Genomic DNA, 17663 nt, shown 5'->3' on the forward strand with positions numbered 1-17663 from the left:
GGAGGTGACATGTCCCGAAAATTCTTGTTGCTGGCCGGCGTCGTGCTGGCTGGAAAGGCGGCGGCTGATGCGCCCAACGTTGCCGTCGATATCGCACCGGTTCACGCGTTGGTTGCCCAAGTCATGGACGGTGTTGCCGAGCCTTCCCTGATCATCCCGCCCGGAGCCTCACCTCATGATCACGCCATGCGCCCGTCCGAGGCGCTAGCGTTGCAATCTGCCGACGTGGTTTTTTGGGTAGGCCCTGAGCTGACCCCGTGGATGACTGGACCACTTGGCGCCCTGTCCGAGGGAGCGACGCAGGTTGAGTTGCTGGAGGTGGCCGGAACTGTGCGGCACGACTTCCGCGACTTGGCCGATCATCATGAGGGCGAAGAGGAGCATGCAGACCACGACGATCACGACGATCATTCGGACCATGATGACCATGCGAAACACGATGATCACGAGGATCATGCAGGTCACGACGACCATGCGGACCACGATGAACATGAGAAACATGAAGAGCACGCCGATCACGATGCACATGACCATGACCACGGGCATGACCACGACGGTGTAGACCCGCATGCTTGGCTGGACCCGGAAAACGCGCGCGTCTGGGTGCAGGCAATTGCCAAAAGTCTGTCGGAGAAGGACCGGGATAACGCTGCGCGGTACCAAGCCAACGCGGACAAGGCGGTTGAAGGCCTGAGTGCTTTGGAAGCCGAGATCCGGGCGGATCTGGCACAGTCAGAGCCGCGGTTTGTCACCTTTCACGACGCTTACCAGTATTTCGAACACCGATTCGATCTGGCATCGTCGGGCACCGTGAGCCTGGGCGACGCGGCCTCACCCGGACCGGCCCGTCTGGCCGAGCTGAAAGCCCGGATTGCAGAGGAAGGCATTGATTGCGCTTTTTCCGAGCCGCAATTTGACACTCGCCTGATCTCTGCCGCGACGGAGGGGGTGGATGCACAAATCATCGTGCTTGACCCGATCGGGGTTGCGCTCGAGCCGGGTCCAACCCTGTATCCGGACCTGTTGCGCGAAATGGCCGCAAGTTTTCAGGCCTGCAGCGGCAACTCGTGAACAAAGAAGGGCGCAACGATCTGTTGCGCCCTTCGCCATTCAATGGGTTTTCTGTCTTATTCCTCATCGCAGAACAACTCGTACACCGTTTCCAGCATTTTGCGAGGTCTGTCGTCTGCAAGGCGATAGTAGATTGCCTTGCCTTCGCGCCGTGGCGTGACCAGCCCCTCAAGGCGCAGCCGCGAAAGTTGCTGTGAAACGGCGGCCTGTCGGGCGGACAGCAGTGACTCGAGTTCGGTCACCGATTTTTCGCCGGATACCAGATGACAGAGGATCATCAACCGGCCCTCGTGGCTGATCGCTTTCAGAAAATTCGAAGCGCGGGTTGCGTTAGCGGCCATCCGGTCCATGTCGTCGCGCGAGATGTCTTCGGAAAGTTGGGGAAGTGCCATCTTCTTGTCCTTGTTGGCCCCTTGGTGAGTGTGGGGCAGGTGTTCCCTTTGTTAGTTTCGCCTGAGCGAATTGGGTCTCTATATAGAATGATCAGATATTTCCATATGCATGGATCAAAATGGCGTGATGAAAGCGCTGTGAATGGCGGCGAGGCCAAAAAACAGCCGGGTATTTGCGTTCTGCGCGGTTGTTCGCTCTGTTTTGCGGGATCCCGACGATGCGGACTGATCCGTATTTCTCAATCGGCGTCGCGTGTCCGCTGCCCCTTGCAGGCCCCCGAAGGCAACACTAAGACTCATGTAACTTCTCATCGGGTATGGTCCCGGTTCACACCAAAGCAGGCAGGTTCCGAATGTTCGATCCAGTTGACACCTACATGAATACGCTCGTCCCGATGGTCGTTGAGCAGACCAGCCGTGGCGAAAGGGCCTATGACATCTTCTCTCGCCTGCTGAAGGAGCGGATCATCTTCATCAATGGCCCGATCCATGACGGGATGAGCCACCTGATCGTAGCGCAGCTTCTGCATCTGGAAGCCGAGAATCCCAACAAGGAAATCTCGATCTACATCAACTCGCCCGGCGGTGTCGTGACCAGCGGTCTGTCGATCTACGACACAATGCAGTACATCAAGCCAAAATGTTCGACATTGGTGATCGGCCAGGCGGCCTCGATGGGGTCGGTCCTGCTGGCGGGCGGAGAGAAGGGGATGCGCTTCTCGCTGCCGAACAGCCGCATCATGGTGCACCAGCCCAGCGGCGGTTACCAGGGTCAAGCCAGCGACATCATGATTCACGCGGCCGAAACGCAGAAGCTGAAGGATCGTTTGTACGATATCTATGCCAAACATACCGGACAGTCGAAAAAGGCCATTGAAAAGGCTTTGGACCGTGACAATTTCATGAGCCCGGAAGAAGCAAAAGAGTGGGGCCATATCGACGAGATTGTCGAAAGCCGCTCCAAATCCGAACCGACCGAAGCGTGATGCGGAAACCCCGCACCCACGGGTGCGGGGTGCGATTTTGACATTGTAGCTGCCCCGGTGCTGGCCTAAGCTGCACGGACAGGCGGCAAGCGCGGTCCGGATCCGGGCCGCAGGGATGGAGCCCGAAAGGTAGAACATGGCGACGAATTCAGGCGGCGACAGCAAGAACACGCTCTACTGCAGCTTCTGTGGAAAAAGCCAGCATGAGGTGCGCAAGCTTATTGCTGGACCGACCGTGTTCATCTGTGATGAATGCGTCGAACTGTGCATGGACATCATCCGCGAGGAAACCAAAGCCAGCGGGCTGAAGTCCTCCGACGGTGTGCCCACCCCCAAAGATATCTGCGAGGTGTTGGACGACTATGTCATCGGCCAGGCTCGGGCCAAGCGTGTCCTGTCGGTTGCCGTGCACAACCACTACAAACGTCTGAACCACGCGCAGAAGGCCGGTGGTGACATCGAGTTGGCCAAGTCGAACATTCTGTTGATTGGTCCCACCGGGTGCGGCAAAACCTTGCTGGCGCAGACGCTCGCGCGGATTCTGGACGTGCCGTTCACGATGGCAGACGCGACCACACTGACCGAAGCCGGGTATGTGGGCGAGGATGTCGAGAACATCATCCTCAAGTTGCTGCAGGCCAGCGAATACAATGTCGAACGCGCGCAGCGCGGCATCGTCTATATCGACGAGGTCGACAAGATCACTCGCAAGTCGGAGAACCCCTCGATCACCCGCGACGTGTCGGGCGAGGGTGTGCAGCAGGCCCTGCTGAAGCTGATGGAAGGCACCGTGGCCAGCGTTCCGCCGCAGGGCGGGCGCAAGCACCCGCAGCAGGAATTCCTGCAGGTGGACACCACCAACATCCTGTTCATCTGCGGCGGCGCTTTTGCCGGCCTCGACAAGATCATCGCGCAGCGCGGCAAGGGCTCGGCCATGGGCTTTGGCGCCGATGTTCGCGACAATGACGAGCGCGGTGTGGGCGAGATCTTCCAGGATCTCGAGCCTGAGGACCTGCTGAAATTCGGGTTGATCCCGGAATTCGTTGGACGTCTGCCGGTTCTGGCGACGCTTGAGGACCTGGATGAGGACGCGCTTGTCACCATCCTGACCAAGCCCAAGAACGCGCTGGTTAAGCAATACCAGCGTTTGTTCGAGTTGGAGAACGTCGAACTGGACTTTACCGACGACGCGCTTGCGGCGATTGCCAAAAAGGCGATCGAACGCAAGACCGGTGCCCGCGGCCTGCGTTCCATCCTGGAAGACATTCTTTTGGACACGATGTTCGAACTGCCTGGCATGAAGAACGTGACCAAGGTGGTCGTGAACGAGGAGGCCGTGACGTCGGACGCGCAGCCGCTGATCATCTATGCGGATGCCGCGCCGGAATCGGCATCTGCCGGCTGAACTGTTTGAAATTTAATGCAGATACGGCGCGGCAAAGTCCGCGCCGTTTTCATATGAGGGTGTCATGACGATCCAGCGTATTTCTTCGGGGGGTGAGTTCGAAGCCAAGGTCGGCTACTGCCGGGCCGTTGTTGCGGGTGGCTGGGTCCATGTTGCCGGAACGGTCGGGCAGGGCGAGGGCGTCGTCGACCAATGCCGCTCGGCGCTGACGATCATAGGCAACGCCTTGGCAGAGGCGGGCGCCTCTTTTGCCGACGTGGTGCGCGTGACTTACATGCTGCCCGATCGCCGCGAATTCGAAGCGTGCTGGCCGGTCCTAGCTGAGACGTTCGGTGCCAACCCGCCTGTTGCGACGATGATCGAATGCGGATTGATTGATCCAAAATACCTGATCGAAATCGAGGTCACCGCATTCTTGCCCAAGTAATGGGTGCGGTATTTGTGGCTCTGGACCTCTGCTCGGCTTTGGTCCATATCTGCAGGGACAGAAATGCCGGAGGCAGCCGATGGGAATCCTGAACACTCTTTTGCGGGCCGTGACCTGGTGGAACGGGGCCACTCTGAACACGCAGATCTACACTGCGCGCAAAGGTATCAAGGTGGGCGAGGACGATCAGGGCAACGTGTTTTATCGCAACGCCGATGACAGCAAACGGTGGGTGATTTTCAATGGAGAGGCCGAGGCCAGCCGGATCGACCCGGAATGGCACGGCTGGTTGCACCGCACATGGGATGAGCCTCCGACCGACAAGCCATTGCCACACAAGGCGTGGGAAAAGCCGCATCAGGAAAATCTGACGGGCACCGCGATGGCCTATGTGCCGGCGGGGTCCCTGCGCCGTCCCGATCCGATCGAGCGCAAGGACTACGAAGCCTGGAGCCCGGAATAAGCGAGATCCACATGTCGACCCACAACATGACCGAAGTTCTTGTCGGCGGTGTCGTGCTGGCCAGTGCATTGGCGTTTGGCGTGTATGCCAGCCAGTCCACGGGCTGGTCGCGCGAAAACGGGGGCTACCACCTTGAGGCGTCCTTTCGGTCGCTTGAAGGTGTGGCGGTGGGCACGGATGTGCGCCTCGCGGGTGTAAAAATCGGTACCGTGACCGATGTCGAGTTGAACCCTGAAACCTACCGTGCCGATACGACGATTTCGGTTGCCGAAAACATCCAGATTCCGGATGACAGCGCGATTGTGATCTCGTCCGAAGGCCTTCTGGGGGGTAACTTCGTCGAGGTCATGCCCGGCGGTTCTCCGTTCTATTTTGAGCCGGGCGATCAGATTGAAGACACGCAAGGAGCCGTCAGCCTGATCTCGTTGCTGGTCAAGTTTGTGGCCGGGGATGGCAGCGAATGATGCGTGCCGCCCTGATGGCGCTGCTGTTGGCCGCGACGACGGCCGGCGCGCAGCAGAAGGTTTCCTCGGGACCGGGGGCCATGCTGCGCGGGCTGGACAAGGTCAGCGGTCAGACGGTGGACGTGCAGGTGCCGACAGGTGATACGGTCGAAATTTTTGGCTTGGATGTCGCTCTGGGTGATTGCCGGTATCCGTCTGAAAACCCGACCGGTGACGCGTTTGCCTATCTTACGATCTGGGAAAAGGGAAAGGCCGACCAGCTGTTCGACGGCTGGATGATCGCCACGTCCCCGGCGCTCAACGCCCTGGATCACTCGCGCTACGATGTCTGGGTGATCCGCTGTATCACCCCCTGAGGGGTCTGGCACAACTCGGCGGTGAAATCTGCGCTGGCAGCAGTGGCCTGATCCAGAAGTTGGCGGTATTGCTGTCTGGGGATTTCGATCGCCCCCAACGAAGCCAAATGTGCCGTCAGAAATTGTGTGTCGAACAGTTGAAAACCTGTCTGGCGCAATCGGTCGACCAGATAGGCGAGCGCAATTTTTGACGCATCGGTACGGCGCGAAAACATGCTTTCCCCGAAAAATGCCGCACCCAAGGCAACTCCATAGACGCCACCGACAAGCTCCTCGCCCTCCCAAACCTCAAGTGAATGGGCGCGGCCCGAGTGGTGCAGTTGGGCATAGAGTCTGCGCAGTTCGTCATTGATCCAGGTGTCCGCCCGGTCCGCGCATCCGTCTACGACGGCTGCAAAATCCCGGTTTATGGTCACGGAGAACCCGCAGTTCCGGATGCGTCGCGCAAGGCTGCGGGAGATGTGAAACCCGTCCAACGGGAATACACCCCGCAGCTTTGGATCGACCCAGAAAAGATCCGGGTCGTTCCTGTGTTCGGCCATCGGGAAGATGCCGATGGAATAGCCGTGCAACAGCAGGTCAGGCGTCAGGCCCATGGCTCACACCGCGGCGACAAGCCTGAGAGCGCGTGCTCTCGCGGCTTGGTCGATACTAGGCCATGTTCTCCGCAAGCCAGTGCTCCAGCCAGTGGATGTTGTAATCGCCGCTGTGGATGTCGGGTTCCTGCAGAAGTGCGTGAAACAGGGGAACCGTCGTGTCTACACCGTCCACGATCAACTCACCCAAGGCCCGGTTCAACCGTGCCAGCGCTTCGGGGCGGTCGCGGCCGTGCACGATCAGCTTGCCGATCAACGAATCGTAGTAGGGCGGGATCGAATACCCGTTGTACAGCGCCGAATCCATCCGGACACCCAGGCCGCCCGGCGCGTGATACGCCGTGATCTTGCCCGGGCAGGGCGCGAAGTTCGGCAGCTTTTCGGCGTTGATACGCACTTCGATCGCGTGGCCGTTGATCTCCAGATCGTCCTGGCCGAACGACATCGGTTCTCCGGCCGCAACAAGGATCTGCTCGCGAACAAGGTCGACGCCGAAAATGCCTTCGGTCACAGGGTGTTCGACCTGCAGGCGGGTGTTCATCTCAATGAAATAGAACTCGCCATTTTCATACAGGAACTCGATCGTACCCGCGCCGATATAGTTGATCTTGGCGACCGCATCCGCGCAGACCTTGCCGATTTGGGCGCGCTCCTCAGGAGTGATGCAGGGGCCCGGAGCCTCTTCGAATACTTTCTGGTGACGGCGCTGCAGCGAACAGTCGCGCTCGCCCAGATGGACCGCATTGCCCTTGCCGTCGCCGAAGACCTGAATCTCGATATGGCGGGGCGTGGTCAGGTATTTCTCGATATAGACCTCGTCATTGCCGAACGCGGCCTTGCCCTCGGCCCGCGCGGTCATGAAGGCGCTTTCCATTTCGGCCGCAGTCTGCGCGACTTTCATGCCGCGTCCACCGCCACCGGCGGTGGCCTTGATGATGACCGGATAGCCGATCTCTTCACCGATGCGTTTGGCGGCCTCAAGATCCGGAACGCCGCCGTCCGAGCCCGGTACGCAGGGAACGCCCAGCTCTTTCATGGTGTCCTTGGCGGTGATCTTGTCGCCCATGATGCGGATGTGTTCGGCGGTGGGGCCGATGAACGTGATGCCGTGGTCCTCGACGATCTGAACGAACTCGGCATTTTCGGACAGAAAGCCATAGCCAGGGTGGATCGCTTGGGCGCCGGTGATTTCACAGGCCGAGATGATCGCGGGCATCGAGAGATAGCTCTGGGGGCCGGGTGCCGGTCCGATACACACGGACTCGTCAGCCATGCGCACGTGCATGGCGTCACTGTCGGCGGTCGAGTGCACGGCAACCGTCGCAATCCCCATCTCGCGCGCGGCGCGGATCACACGCAGGGCGATCTCGCCTCGGTTGGCAATCAGGATCTTGTCGAACATGGGCCCGCCTTACTCGATGATGACCAGAGGAGTGCCGAATTCGACAGCGTCGCCATCCCCGACCAGGATCCGCTTGACGGTGCCGGATTTGGGGGCGTGGATGTGGTTCATGGTCTTCATCGCTTCGACGATCAGCAGCGTGTCGCCTTCGGAAACAGATGCGCCAACGGCAATGAACGGGGACGCGCCGGGTTCCGGCTGCATATAGACGGTACCAACCATGGGCGAGGTCACCGCGCCAGGGTGGCTCGCCGGGTCCTCGACGGCAGCGGGTGCTTCGGCGGGGGCAGCAGCGGGGGCTGCGACAGGTGCCGGCGCGGCAGCGGGTGCCGGGACGGCAACTTGCACAGGCGCGGCTGTCGGGCTTACTCGGCTGACCCGGACGTTCAGGCTGTCTTCTTCGCCATATTCCCGTTTCACCTGCAACTCAGTCAGGTCGTTTTCGCGCAAGAGTTCGGCCAGTGCCTTGATGAACGTCACATCCGCTTCGTGTCTGTTGTCTGTCATGAGTGTCCTCGAAGGTTCCCCTTTGGCCCGTCTATCTGCGCGGGCTCTGGTCAATTACGCTGCGTTATAAGGCAACCGCGCGGCCATGAAAAGCGCCGACTGGGGCCGTTCGGCCCCGGTTTCTGCGTTATCGGCAGGGTCCACGACGGTCAGAACGGCGTGCCGGACAGTTTGGCGACCAGTTCCGGCAGCTTGCGCGCGCCGAATTTCTCGAGCAGCCGGGCGCGGTAGGCTTCGATGGTCCGGTAGCTGAGCCCCAGTTCGACGCCTATTTCCTTGGCCGACAGGCCGCGACAGGACAGGATCGCGACTTCACGTTCGCGTTTGGTCAATTCGACCAGTGGGCGTTCCTCGGAAATGTCGGAGAAGCTCCAGATTCCATGGCGGAATGGGTCATCGGGTGTCAGCGACCGGCCGCGCGCGCGACACCAGAACAAGTCGCCGTTGCGGCGGCGCATGACCCGCTCGTCCGTGTAGTAGCCGGTGTCCCGCATGACCTGAAGACTTCGTGCGCCAATTCTCTCCCAATCGGCAACGGATGGGTACAGGTGCAGCAAAGGCAGGTTGCGGTAGTCGGATTCGTTGCCCCCGAATGTCCGGGCAAACTGCAAATTGCACCGCCGGATGATGCGGTTTTCAAGCTCGACAAGCCCGATAGGTGCGTATTCGAAGGCCGGATCACTCATTTGCCTATCGTGCCGCCAATTCGGCCGGAATTGAAGAGGGCATTGCAGCACAGGATTGCTTTGGCGTCCGAAAGCGATCAGAGCCCGGTGAAAGCCACGACATTGTCAATGTTGTAAAACTGCTTTGAAAAGGGCGGCGTAAATCATATAAATACATGAAGTATTCAGAAAATAAGGGGTTGTTTCGAGGGCAGCTCGAACACGTTTCGGCGGGGGCATCATGCGTGATTCATTGACGGGCAGCCGTATCCGCGAAAGGCGGCAAATCTCGGGCTTGCGTCAGGCCCAGCTGGCGCGTCAGGTCGGCATTTCAGCGTCATATCTGAACTTGATCGAGCACAATCGGCGGCGCATCGGGGGCAAACTGCTGGTCGATATCGCTTCGGCTTTGTCCGTTGAGCCTTCGGTTTTGACACAGGGGGTCGAGGCGACGCTGATCGCGGCTCTTCGTGAGGCGGCGGCGGATGCGGTCGGCCAAAAGGCCGAAGTTGAGGCGCTGGATGAATTCGCCGGCCGGTTTCCCGGCTGGGCCGCTGTACTGGCACAGATGCATCGTCGGGTGGTTTCGCTGGAACGTACCGTGGAAACCCTGTCAGACCGGCTGACCCATGACCCGCACCTTGCGGCATCCATGCACGAAGTCCTGTCCGCCGCAGCAGCGATTCGGTCGACAGCCGCCATCCTGGCCGAACCGGGCGAGATCGAGGCCGAGTGGCGCGACAGATTCCACCGAAACTTGCACCAGGATGCCGAACGTCTGGCTGAAAGCTCAAAAGCTCTGGTCGCCTTTTTGGACGAAAGCGAGGACACCGGCGAACGGCGCGGGTTGCCGATGGAGGAGGTCGAGGCATTTCTGGAGAAGCGCGGGTTTCATTTGCCGGAACTTGAGACAGGACAGGACCCGGTAACCCTCGCGCAGGCCGAGATGGCCTCTTCCGCCTCAAGATCTGTCGCGCGTCAGGTGCTCGACGCCTATGCGGCGGATGCCCGGGCCATGCCGCTGGAAGCGGTTTCGGAGGCACTGGAGGTCGAAGGCGTTGATCCTCTGCGTCTTGCCGCGCGGTTTTCTGTTGACGTGCCGACAGTCCTGCGACGGCTTGCGTTTCTGCCCGAGGATGTCATGCCGCGCCCGGCTGGTTTGGTCATATGCGATTCATCAGGAAGCATTTTGCTGTTCAAGCCGGTCCCCGGTTTCGCAATGCCGCGCCACGGCGAAGCCTGTCCTTTGTGGCCGGTCTTCAGCGCGCTGAACCGGCCCCTTGTGCCGATCCGAAAACGCGTGACCCTGTTGGGCCGGACGCCGGCGGATTTCGACTGCTTTGCAATCGCCTGGCCTCAACCCGTCAGTGCCTTCGGTCAGGAACCTGTGTACAGATCGGCGATGCTGGTGCTGCCGGTCGAAGAGCCCGGCGTGGCCACCGACTTGCCGCTACAGGTCGGCACGAGCTGCAGGATCTGTCCCCGAAAGCCGTGCGACTCGCGGCGGGAGCCGTCGATTTTGAGTGAAGGTTTTTGACAGTTTCCTGACACAGCGATTAATCTGCACTTGGCAGGTGGCTGGAGGTGCGACCGGTCTTGGGGAGGAAGTGAACATATGAGCCGCAAGGTTCTGTTGATCGAGGATGAACCGAACATCACGGAGGCAATCAGGTTTCTGCTGACCCGCGAAGGGTGGCAGGTCGAAACCCATGCCGAAGGTGAAAACGCGGTTCAAACGATATTGTCTGCGCAGCCTGATCTGGTCATTCTGGATGTGATGCTGCCCGGCAAGAGCGGTATGGATGTTCTGCGCGAATTGCGCGAGCACGAGGAGATGCGCGCCTTGCCTGTTCTGATGCTGACCGCTCGCGGTCAGTCGCGAGACCGCGAGATGGCTGAAAAGGCAGGCGTCAGCCGGTTCATGACGAAACCGTTCTCGAATACCGAAGTGCTGACGGCTGTGCGTGATTTGCACGCGCAGGCGTCACAGTCATGACCACACCGGAAAACGAGCCAGCCCGCCCGACAGGCCCGCGTCCGTCGGTGTTTTTGGAACGGCAGAGTTACCGCCGCCGCAGGCTGGCCGATGCGGCCCGAATGCTGCCCTTTGTCGGCGCGGGTCTGATCTGCATCCCGCTGCTGTGGCCGGATCCGGGGCCGGAAAACTCTGGCGTCCCGTTGTCGTCGGCCATTCTTTATGTCTTTTCATGCTGGGCCGCCCTGATTGTGGTCAGCCTCCTGTTCGGCTTTGCCGCCCGGCGGATGTCGTCCTCGGAGGGGTCCGCGGCAGAGAGTGAGCAATGGCCACGCTGAACGTCCTGATCCTTGTTTGCCTGGGCTACGTCGTGCTTTTGTTCGGCGTTGCGTTTGCAGCCGATCGAATGGCCGCAGCGGGGAGAGGCAAATGGCTGCGGTCACCGTTGATCTACACGCTGTCTTTGTCGATCTACTGCACGGCCTGGACCTTCTATGGCGCGGTCGGCAATGCGGCCCGGTCCGGTCTGGAATTCGTGACGATCTACCTCGGGCCGACCTTGGTGATGATCAGCTGGTGGTGGGGGCTGCGCAAGCTAGTGCGTGTGGGCCGTAGCCAGAGGGTGACTTCGGTCGCCGACTTGATCTCATCGCGCTATGGCAAGTCGAACACCTTGGCCATCTGTGTTACGATCCTCGCCGTGCTGGGGGGCACACCCTATATCGCGCTGCAACTCCAGTCGATAACGCTGTCGTTCTCGATTTTCGCCGAAGCCGACCCTTCGGGCCTTTACCGCGAGGGCGCCAGCGTATTCTGGGTGGCCGCGGGTCTGGCCGTGTTTGCCATTCTGTTCGGCACCCGGAACCTGGATGCCAATGAACGGCACCATGGCGTGGTGACCGCCATCGCGTTGGAATCCGTCGTCAAACTGTTCGCTTTGTTGGCGGTGGGCATCTTTGTCGTCTGGGGGGTGGCCGGAGGCGTCACGCCCATGATGGAGCGGATCGACGCGTCGGAAATCGGGCGTTGGAACGTCGATACCGGACGCTGGATGGCCATTACCTTCCTGTCGGCGGCTGCTTTTGTCTGCTTGCCGAGAATGTTTCAGGTCATGGTCGTCGAGAACGACGACGAAAGTCACCTGAGAACGGCGGCCTGGGCGTTCCCGCTCTATCTTCTTTTGATGAGCCTTTTCGTGGTTCCCATTGCGGTCGTCGGGCTGGATCTGCTGCCGGCCGGGTCAAATCCGGACCTTTTCGTGCTGACGGTTCCTCTGTCACAGGGGAATGACTGGCTGGCGATGCTGTCTTTCATCGGCGGTTTTTCGTCGGCCACGTCGATGGTCATCGTGACGGCGATGGCCCTGTCGACCATGGTCTCGAACCACGTCGTGATGCCGATCTGGCTGAATACGCGCGAGAACGCCAGTTCCATGTCAGGCGATGTGCGAAACGTGGTGCTGATGGCGCGCCGGGTTTCGATTGCCGCCATCATGGCCTTGGGGTTCTTTTACTATCGTATGTCCGGTGGCGGCGCCGCGCTGGCCTCGATCGGCCTGGTAGCCTTTGCAGGTGTGTCGCAGATCCTGCCGGCTCTGGTTGGTGGCCTGTTCTGGCGCGGGGCCACACGGACAGGTGCCCTTGTCGGGCTGAGCGTGGGGTTCTTCCTTTGGATCTACACGCTGTTGCTGCCGGGAATGGGCGGCAGTGTCATGTCCGCCTCGGTCATCGAAAACGGTCCTTTCGGTCTTGGATGGCTGCGTCCGCAGGCGTTGTTCGGCCTTGATGGTTTGGACCCGATGACCCACACGGTGCTGTGGTCGCTGTCACTGAACACGTTGGCCTTTTGCCTCGCGTCTCTCCTGAGCTTTCCCAGCCCGCTTGAACGGTTGCAGGGGGCGCAGTTCGTCAATGTCTTTGATCATTCTGTCGCGCCCGGGGGGTGGACGGGATCCGTTGCCCAGAGTGAAGACCTGATGATCATGACCCAACGGATCCTCGGGGCCGGTCCCGCTCAGGATTTCTTTCAGGCCGAGGCGGAAAAGCAGGGCGTGCGCGGGCGCTGGCCCGAACCTACGCCGGGTTTTCTGGAACGGCTGGAACGCGAATTGAGCGGCTCGGTCGGTGCGGCCACCGCTCATGCCATGATCGGGCAGATCGTCGGAGGTTCGTCCGTTTCGGTCGAGGATCTGTTGGCGGTGGCCGACGAATCCGCGCAATTGCTGGAATACTCCAGCCAGCTTGAGGCGAAGTCGGCCGAACTGAGCCGTACGGCCCGCAAGCTGCGTGAGGCCAACGAAAAATTGACCCAGATCTCGCGTCAGAAAGATGCCTTTCTGGGGCAGGTCAGCCACGAGTTGCGCACTCCGATGACGTCCATTCGTGCCTTTTCGGAGATCATGCGGGACACTGACGGGCTGAGCGCTGAGGATTCCCGGCGTTATGCGACGATCATCCATGACGAAGCGCTGCGTCTGACGCGGCTGCTGGATGACCTGTTGGACCTGAGCGTTCTGGAAAACGGTCAGGTCAGCCTGAATATGGGTGATGCCAGCTTGCGAACGGTTCTGGATCGGGCCGTTTCAACGACTATGGCCGGGGCAGAAAGCCCTTTGACCATTCGCCGCAATCTGTCTGCCGAGCGCATCGCGTTGCATTCCGATCTGGATCGCCTGGGGCAGGTCTTCATCAATCTGATTTCGAACGCCCAGAAATACTGTGACGCGCCCGAGCCGGTCCTGACGATTTCAGCCCATGATGTCGGCGGCCAGGCGGTGATCGACTTTGTCGACAACGGCAGCGGCATCCCGCCGGACGCCCAGTCGATGATCTTTGAGAAATTCGCGCGGGTCGGATTCGACAAGGCGGGCGGTGCAGGTCTTGGACTGGCAATTTGCCGTGAGATCATGCACCGGCTTGGAGGAGAAATCACCTATCTGCCCGGGCAGGGCGGCGCAGCTTTCCGCGTCAGCCTGCCATTGCCACACCGCCAGGCCGCTCAGTAACGGCCAAGTAAAGGTATTCGTAACGAACAATGGGCTAGACCAGTAGCGAGCAGAATGGAAACTGGCGGACCGTTGCGATGTCAAAGACTGTCAGCGCGGCCTTGGCGCGCAAATTGTCGGCAGGACAAGAGGGGACGGGCAGCAGATCCCGGGCGCTGCTGCGGGCATTGCGCCTTGCGATTGCCCGTGCCGCGGTCGAACGGTTCAAGCTATCAGCATCTGTCATTGGCGCGAAACAGGTCAGCAAATGCCAGGAAGTCGTCACGAGCCGGCTGGAAGACGGTCAGATGTTTCTGCTGTTCGCGACCAAAGAGGGCAGGGTAGCCAGTGTTGTCTTGGACGTCGGTTTGGTCTCGGCAGTCATCCAGAAGCAGACAATGGGCGAAGTATTCGCGAACCCGCCCCAGCCTCGCGCCCTCACCGACACCGATGCGGCAATGGTGGTCCCGTTGGTCGAGGACATGCTGGACCGGGCCCGGAAACTGGTCGATGATCAAAGCGATGCAGCCCGCCTGAATGGATATGAGTTCACCTCAAGGGCGGTCGATCGGCGCACGCTTTCTTTGGCACTGGTCGAGGACAGGTATGATGCGTTCGAGTTCACGGTTGAACTCGAGGGCGGTGTGCGGCAGGGAACGGTCCTCATCCTGCTGCCGAAAATCTCGGTGGCCGAGGGGCAGGCCAAACACGCAGATTTGGAACCGCTCAAGACACTGTCGCAAGCTGCAGGCGTGGTTCGGGCCGAACTCAACGCGGTGATTTGTCGGATGCATCTTCCGCTGACAACGCTGTCGGATCTGGGCATCGGGGATCTGCTGCCACTTGCGGGCGCGCGACTTGATCGGATCGACATTGCCGCGATTGATCGGAACCAGGCCACTACAGGACGTCTGGGCCAATGTGGCGGTCAACGGGCCGTGCGGATCAACGAATTTCTGCAGCCACCCGCCCCAACACGACCCGAAGCGCAGAGCTTTATCGAGCACAAGCGAAGGGACGCGCCGGTTGAAATGGCAGATGTTGAATTGTCGCGTCAGGACGCCGTTGCCGAAGACCGATCGCATGCGCAATCCGCAGCGGATGAAGACTTCGCGCAAGCAAGCACCGACCGCCTCGCGTCCGAGATATCCGAGTTGGCGGGTCTTCCTGCTCCTGTGGAACGACCCAACGACTGACGTATGAAATCAGGTGTTCGCAGACCGCATCTGCACCAATGCCGGCCGCAAACCGTCCAGCGCGTAGCCCGCCTTTGCCGTGGCTTCGAGAATTTCATCGGGGCTCATTGTGTCACACTGCCCAAGAGCCCAAACGACAGAACAGCGTGTGCCCGAGGCACAGTAGGCAAGAACCGGGCCTTCGCAAGACTCGGCAAGGTCGCGCTGCCGTGCCACGTTCTCGGGCGTCATGGTTTGGTGCGTCAGTTCAAGCACCTCAAACTCGAGACCCGCATCCCGCACGGCCTGGCCGATTACCTCGGATTGCATGGCGGCAGGCACTTCGACATTCGGCCGGTTGCAGATGACCTTGACGAAGCCGGCGGCAACGATGGCGGGCACATCCTCGACCGTGATCTGCGGCGAGACGAAATAGCGGGGCGTGATCTGTCGAATCTCCATTCCGATTTCTTAGGTCGCAGAGTCAGCCCTGTCCAGTTCCACGGCGTGAAGGTACTTGCGCAATGCGATTTCTTCCATTGCGGCTTTTGCGGATTGATGTCTGTCAAGGCAGTTTGGTGGAAATCAGGTTAATATTCGATCGACTCGCGGCCCAGTGCCGGTCGCCTGATAGCGAGCGGGCGATTTTTTGCTGGGATTGGGCGGGTCCTGTGTTGGTCTCAATCCTGTTACCTATATCAGGCAGGATGGCAGCATTTGGGAGGATGGCCATGACCACGAACGAGCTATATTTCGAAGCCGAGCGGCTGGAGCGGAAACTGCACGGGGCAAATCTCGAGACCCGGCTGGCACTGCAGCCCAGCGTCACGAAGGTAATTGAACGCATGCGCGCTCAAGGCATGAGCGTACCATCGCGCTTCCGACGGCTGGACGCTGCCTTGATCGAAGATGCGGTTGAAGCTCAGTTCGACAATATGCCGATCTGACACCGGCGATCAGCCGAACGATATGCCAAGGATAACCAGTATCAGTCCTATGACGGACAGAAAAAGCGCGCCCATGTTCCAAGGCAGCACCCGCTGAACGGCCGCCCGCAATTCGTCGTCAGTCAAGCCTGACCGACGAGCCTTCATCACGCGCAGAATGCACCAGACCAATCCTGCCAGCCCGGCCAGTGACAGGCTGGCGCCTCCCCAGATGAACACCTCGAACATTGCGCCCCGCATCGTTCTGTTTCGCTGCCGATGCGCTTAGCGGATCGTTGCCGGCGGCACAAGGCAAGCAGCCCCATTGTTCGCTTGCGGCTGACCCGCCGGCACGGTATCCGACATGTTGCCCGTGACCCCGGCTAAAGAGATTTCCACTTGGGAGAGACGCATATGGAAGACATGACCGAAGACCAGGCCGCTGCGAACTACCGCGTGACCGCAGGCGAGCTGCGCCAGTTCATCGAACGGTTCGAACGTCTGGAGGCCGAAAAGAAAGACATCGCTGACCAGCAGAAGGAAGTGATGGCTGAGGCCAAGGCACGTGGCTACGACACCAAGGTGATGCGCAAAGTTATAGCGCTGCGCAAGCGTGACAAAGACGATATCGCCGAAGAAGAAGCGGTGTTGGAAATGTACAAAGAAGCCCTCGGCATGTAAGCCTCGGGCCTTGTGAGGCTTCGGTCAGCGCCCCAGAAACCGCACGCCCGGCATTTTCTTGAGCCGTTCCAGATCCTGTGTGTAAAGCTCGGAAAACGCCGCGTGGATTTCGGCGCTCCACCCGGGGAAGTCCAGTTCCTCCTCGATTCTGTCCGGCAAGGCGTGCTGCGAAAAGACGGCCGCGAGGCGGTCGTGAAGGAGGGTCGGGTCCGCGTGCCCGACCTGTTGTTGGATCTCTTCAATCTCCCGCTTGCCGTCTGCGTCAACCAGCGAGGATAGCAGCGAGAACTCCTCGGTCAGTGGTATGTCGGCGCTCAGACCGCACAGGCTGCGGATAATGTCTCCCCAGATCAGCGGGCACTCCTCATTGGCCCAGACCGTGATCGAAACGGCCGGGGCAAGATCGTGAATATCCTCGATAAGGGTCAGCCAACTTAGGCAACTCAGGTCAGTTGAAGCCAGAATGCTGTCGCGGGTTTCGTCCGGCAATGCCATCAATACCTTGGGTATGAAGCTGCCCGGATTTTGCAGCCCGATAAACAATTCGAGCTCGTGTCCTTCGAAAGCCTGATCCAGCAAGGCTAGCCGACGACCTGCATGGGGGAAGAATTGGCCGTCCTTTATGGCGCTGTTCAGTTCTCCGATGAAGTCCGCAGTGCTCATGACCACCCGGCCGGTTTCCGGATCATCAGGAATTTGGGCTCTCAAACGCTCGAAGGCATCTGGGGTCAGCTTGCCTTCGTCCAGTGCATTCAGCGGCGTCTTGAACGCCTTCCGGAACCGGCGCGGACCAAACAGCACAATGCCGTTTTCCTGCAATACACTGGCATTCGCCTGAAGCGATTTGAGCAGGAGCCCCCCGTCTGAAAAAACCACACCGGAGTGAATGGCCACATGCATGTCGACCGCTGTCCTTGCCCTTCGATTGAATACGTTTTGGGGTTACAGGTTGAACGATCGACAGTCAAACCTGCCACTCTTTCGCAATGATGAAGATTGCCTGAGAATGTCGAAACTTGATTGTGGTCAACAGGACAGCGCCAGAAACGACTGGGTCGAATTGCTTCGCAACCGTCGTTGCCGCGTAACCATCTGTGGCGTCTGTGTTGCAGATAATCGAGGCGATTTTATGTGGCGCCGATTTTCCGCATGTTGTTGCACAATTCCGTCGCAAACCCGCTTGCCTTTA

At 59.9% G+C, this 17663-nt stretch carries 22 protein-coding genes; 14 read left to right on the top strand and 8 right to left on the bottom strand.

The features are described from left to right. The first annotated feature begins 9 nt into the window (after positions 1–9). A complete protein-coding gene (locus ACR0FC_RS01245) occupies positions 10–1071 on the top strand; it encodes a zinc ABC transporter substrate-binding protein (protein WP_170337590.1) in 1062 nt (353 codons plus the stop codon). 56 nt (positions 1072–1127) lie between these two features. Here the strand turns inward: ACR0FC_RS01245 and ACR0FC_RS01250 are convergent, their stop codons facing one another. Beyond that, a complete protein-coding gene (locus tag ACR0FC_RS01250; protein WP_093962687.1) occupies positions 1128–1463 on the bottom strand; it encodes an ArsR/SmtB family transcription factor in 336 nt (111 codons plus the stop codon). 353 nt (positions 1464–1816) lie between these two features. On the opposite strand from ACR0FC_RS01250, the gene ACR0FC_RS01255 reads away from it, so the two are divergent. The 6 genes from ACR0FC_RS01255 (at position 1817) to ACR0FC_RS01280 (ending at position 5564) form a co-directional block, all read left to right on the top strand. Then, positions 1817–2449 (top strand): ATP-dependent Clp protease proteolytic subunit, encoded by a 633-nt coding sequence (locus tag ACR0FC_RS01255; RefSeq protein ID WP_093962686.1) that lies wholly within the window; start codon positions 1817–1819, stop codon positions 2447–2449. A gap of 136 nt (positions 2450–2585) precedes the next feature. After that, a complete protein-coding gene (clpX, locus tag ACR0FC_RS01260) occupies positions 2586–3854 on the top strand; it encodes an ATP-dependent Clp protease ATP-binding subunit ClpX (RefSeq protein ID WP_170337591.1) in 1269 nt (422 codons plus the stop codon). Between the two features lie 64 nt (positions 3855–3918). Further along, entirely contained in the window at positions 3919–4281 is a 363-nt protein-coding gene (locus ACR0FC_RS01265) for a RidA family protein (protein WP_170337592.1), read from the top strand. 79 nt (positions 4282–4360) lie between these two features. Then, positions 4361–4744 carry an NADH:ubiquinone oxidoreductase subunit NDUFA12 gene (locus ACR0FC_RS01270; RefSeq protein ID WP_093962683.1) on the top strand — a complete coding sequence of 128 codons (384 nt, stop codon included), beginning with the start codon at positions 4361–4363 and terminating at the stop codon, positions 4742–4744. Between the two features lie 11 nt (positions 4745–4755). Next, a complete protein-coding gene (mlaD, locus tag ACR0FC_RS01275) occupies positions 4756–5208 on the top strand; it encodes an outer membrane lipid asymmetry maintenance protein MlaD (RefSeq protein WP_093962682.1) in 453 nt (150 codons plus the stop codon). After that, positions 5205–5564 (top strand): DUF2155 domain-containing protein, encoded by a 360-nt coding sequence (locus tag ACR0FC_RS01280; protein ID WP_170337593.1) that lies wholly within the window; start codon positions 5205–5207, stop codon positions 5562–5564. Before mlaD ends, ACR0FC_RS01280 begins: the two co-directional genes overlap by 4 nt. On the opposite strand, the gene aat is transcribed toward ACR0FC_RS01280, so the two are convergent. The 4 genes from aat to ACR0FC_RS01300 form a co-directional block, all read right to left on the bottom strand. After that, entirely contained in the window at positions 5528–6160 is a 633-nt protein-coding gene (gene aat / locus ACR0FC_RS01285) for a leucyl/phenylalanyl-tRNA--protein transferase (RefSeq protein ID WP_170337594.1), read from the bottom strand. The genes ACR0FC_RS01280 and aat overlap by 37 nt on opposite strands. A 55-nt stretch (positions 6161–6215) precedes the next feature. Beyond that, positions 6216–7562, bottom strand: a complete 1347-nt coding sequence (gene accC, locus ACR0FC_RS01290) for an acetyl-CoA carboxylase biotin carboxylase subunit (protein WP_170337595.1) — start codon at positions 7560–7562, stop codon at positions 6216–6218. 9 nt (positions 7563–7571) lie between these two features. Then, positions 7572–8069, bottom strand: a complete 498-nt coding sequence (gene accB / locus ACR0FC_RS01295) for an acetyl-CoA carboxylase biotin carboxyl carrier protein (RefSeq protein WP_170337596.1) — start codon at positions 8067–8069, stop codon at positions 7572–7574. Between the two features lie 149 nt (positions 8070–8218). After that, entirely contained in the window at positions 8219–8755 is a 537-nt protein-coding gene (locus tag ACR0FC_RS01300) for a LuxR C-terminal-related transcriptional regulator (RefSeq protein WP_170337597.1), read from the bottom strand. Between the two features lie 220 nt (positions 8756–8975). On the opposite strand from ACR0FC_RS01300, the gene ACR0FC_RS01305 reads away from it, so the two are divergent. From ACR0FC_RS01305 to ACR0FC_RS01325, 5 genes are all read left to right on the top strand, one after another. Next, entirely contained in the window at positions 8976–10271 is a 1296-nt protein-coding gene (locus ACR0FC_RS01305) for a helix-turn-helix transcriptional regulator (protein WP_170337598.1), read from the top strand. Between the two features lie 78 nt (positions 10272–10349). Next, entirely contained in the window at positions 10350–10730 is a 381-nt protein-coding gene (locus ACR0FC_RS01310) for a response regulator transcription factor (protein WP_093962675.1), read from the top strand. Continuing rightward, positions 10727–11047 (top strand): hypothetical protein, encoded by a 321-nt coding sequence (locus ACR0FC_RS01315; RefSeq protein WP_170337599.1) that lies wholly within the window; start codon positions 10727–10729, stop codon positions 11045–11047. Before ACR0FC_RS01310 ends, ACR0FC_RS01315 begins: the two co-directional genes overlap by 4 nt. Then, positions 11035–13713: a sensor histidine kinase gene (locus ACR0FC_RS01320; RefSeq protein ID WP_170337600.1), complete on the top strand. Its 2679-nt coding sequence runs from the start codon at positions 11035–11037 to the stop codon at positions 13711–13713. Before ACR0FC_RS01315 ends, ACR0FC_RS01320 begins: the two co-directional genes overlap by 13 nt. Before the next feature lie 77 nt (positions 13714–13790). Continuing rightward, positions 13791–14888: a FliM/FliN family flagellar motor switch protein gene (locus ACR0FC_RS01325; protein ID WP_170337601.1), complete on the top strand. Its 1098-nt coding sequence runs from the start codon at positions 13791–13793 to the stop codon at positions 14886–14888. A 9-nt stretch (positions 14889–14897) separates the two neighbouring features. Here ACR0FC_RS01325 and ACR0FC_RS01330 read toward each other — a convergent pair whose 3' ends face one another. Next, complete coding sequence (locus ACR0FC_RS01330; RefSeq protein ID WP_170337602.1) at positions 14898–15329, bottom strand: protein tyrosine phosphatase family protein; 432 nt, start codon at positions 15327–15329, stop codon at positions 14898–14900. 269 nt (positions 15330–15598) lie between these two features. On the opposite strand from ACR0FC_RS01330, the gene ACR0FC_RS01335 reads away from it, so the two are divergent. Further along, positions 15599–15814 carry a hypothetical protein gene (locus tag ACR0FC_RS01335; RefSeq protein ID WP_170337604.1) on the top strand — a complete coding sequence of 72 codons (216 nt, stop codon included), beginning with the start codon at positions 15599–15601 and terminating at the stop codon, positions 15812–15814. 9 nt (positions 15815–15823) lie between these two features. Here ACR0FC_RS01335 and ACR0FC_RS01340 read toward each other — a convergent pair whose 3' ends face one another. Then, a complete protein-coding gene (locus tag ACR0FC_RS01340) occupies positions 15824–16042 on the bottom strand; it encodes a hypothetical protein (RefSeq protein WP_170337605.1) in 219 nt (72 codons plus the stop codon). 165 nt (positions 16043–16207) lie between these two features. Between ACR0FC_RS01340 and ACR0FC_RS01345 the strand changes: the two genes are divergently transcribed. Continuing rightward, positions 16208–16474, top strand: a complete 267-nt coding sequence (locus tag ACR0FC_RS01345; RefSeq protein WP_093962669.1) for a DUF2312 domain-containing protein — start codon at positions 16208–16210, stop codon at positions 16472–16474. 24 nt (positions 16475–16498) lie between these two features. On the opposite strand, the gene ACR0FC_RS01350 is transcribed toward ACR0FC_RS01345, so the two are convergent. Then, positions 16499–17374, bottom strand: a complete 876-nt coding sequence (locus ACR0FC_RS01350) for a hypothetical protein (RefSeq protein WP_170337607.1) — start codon at positions 17372–17374, stop codon at positions 16499–16501. Positions 17375–17663: the final 289 nt, after the last annotated feature.

This window comes from Ruegeria sp. BB9 (assembly GCF_056539345.1).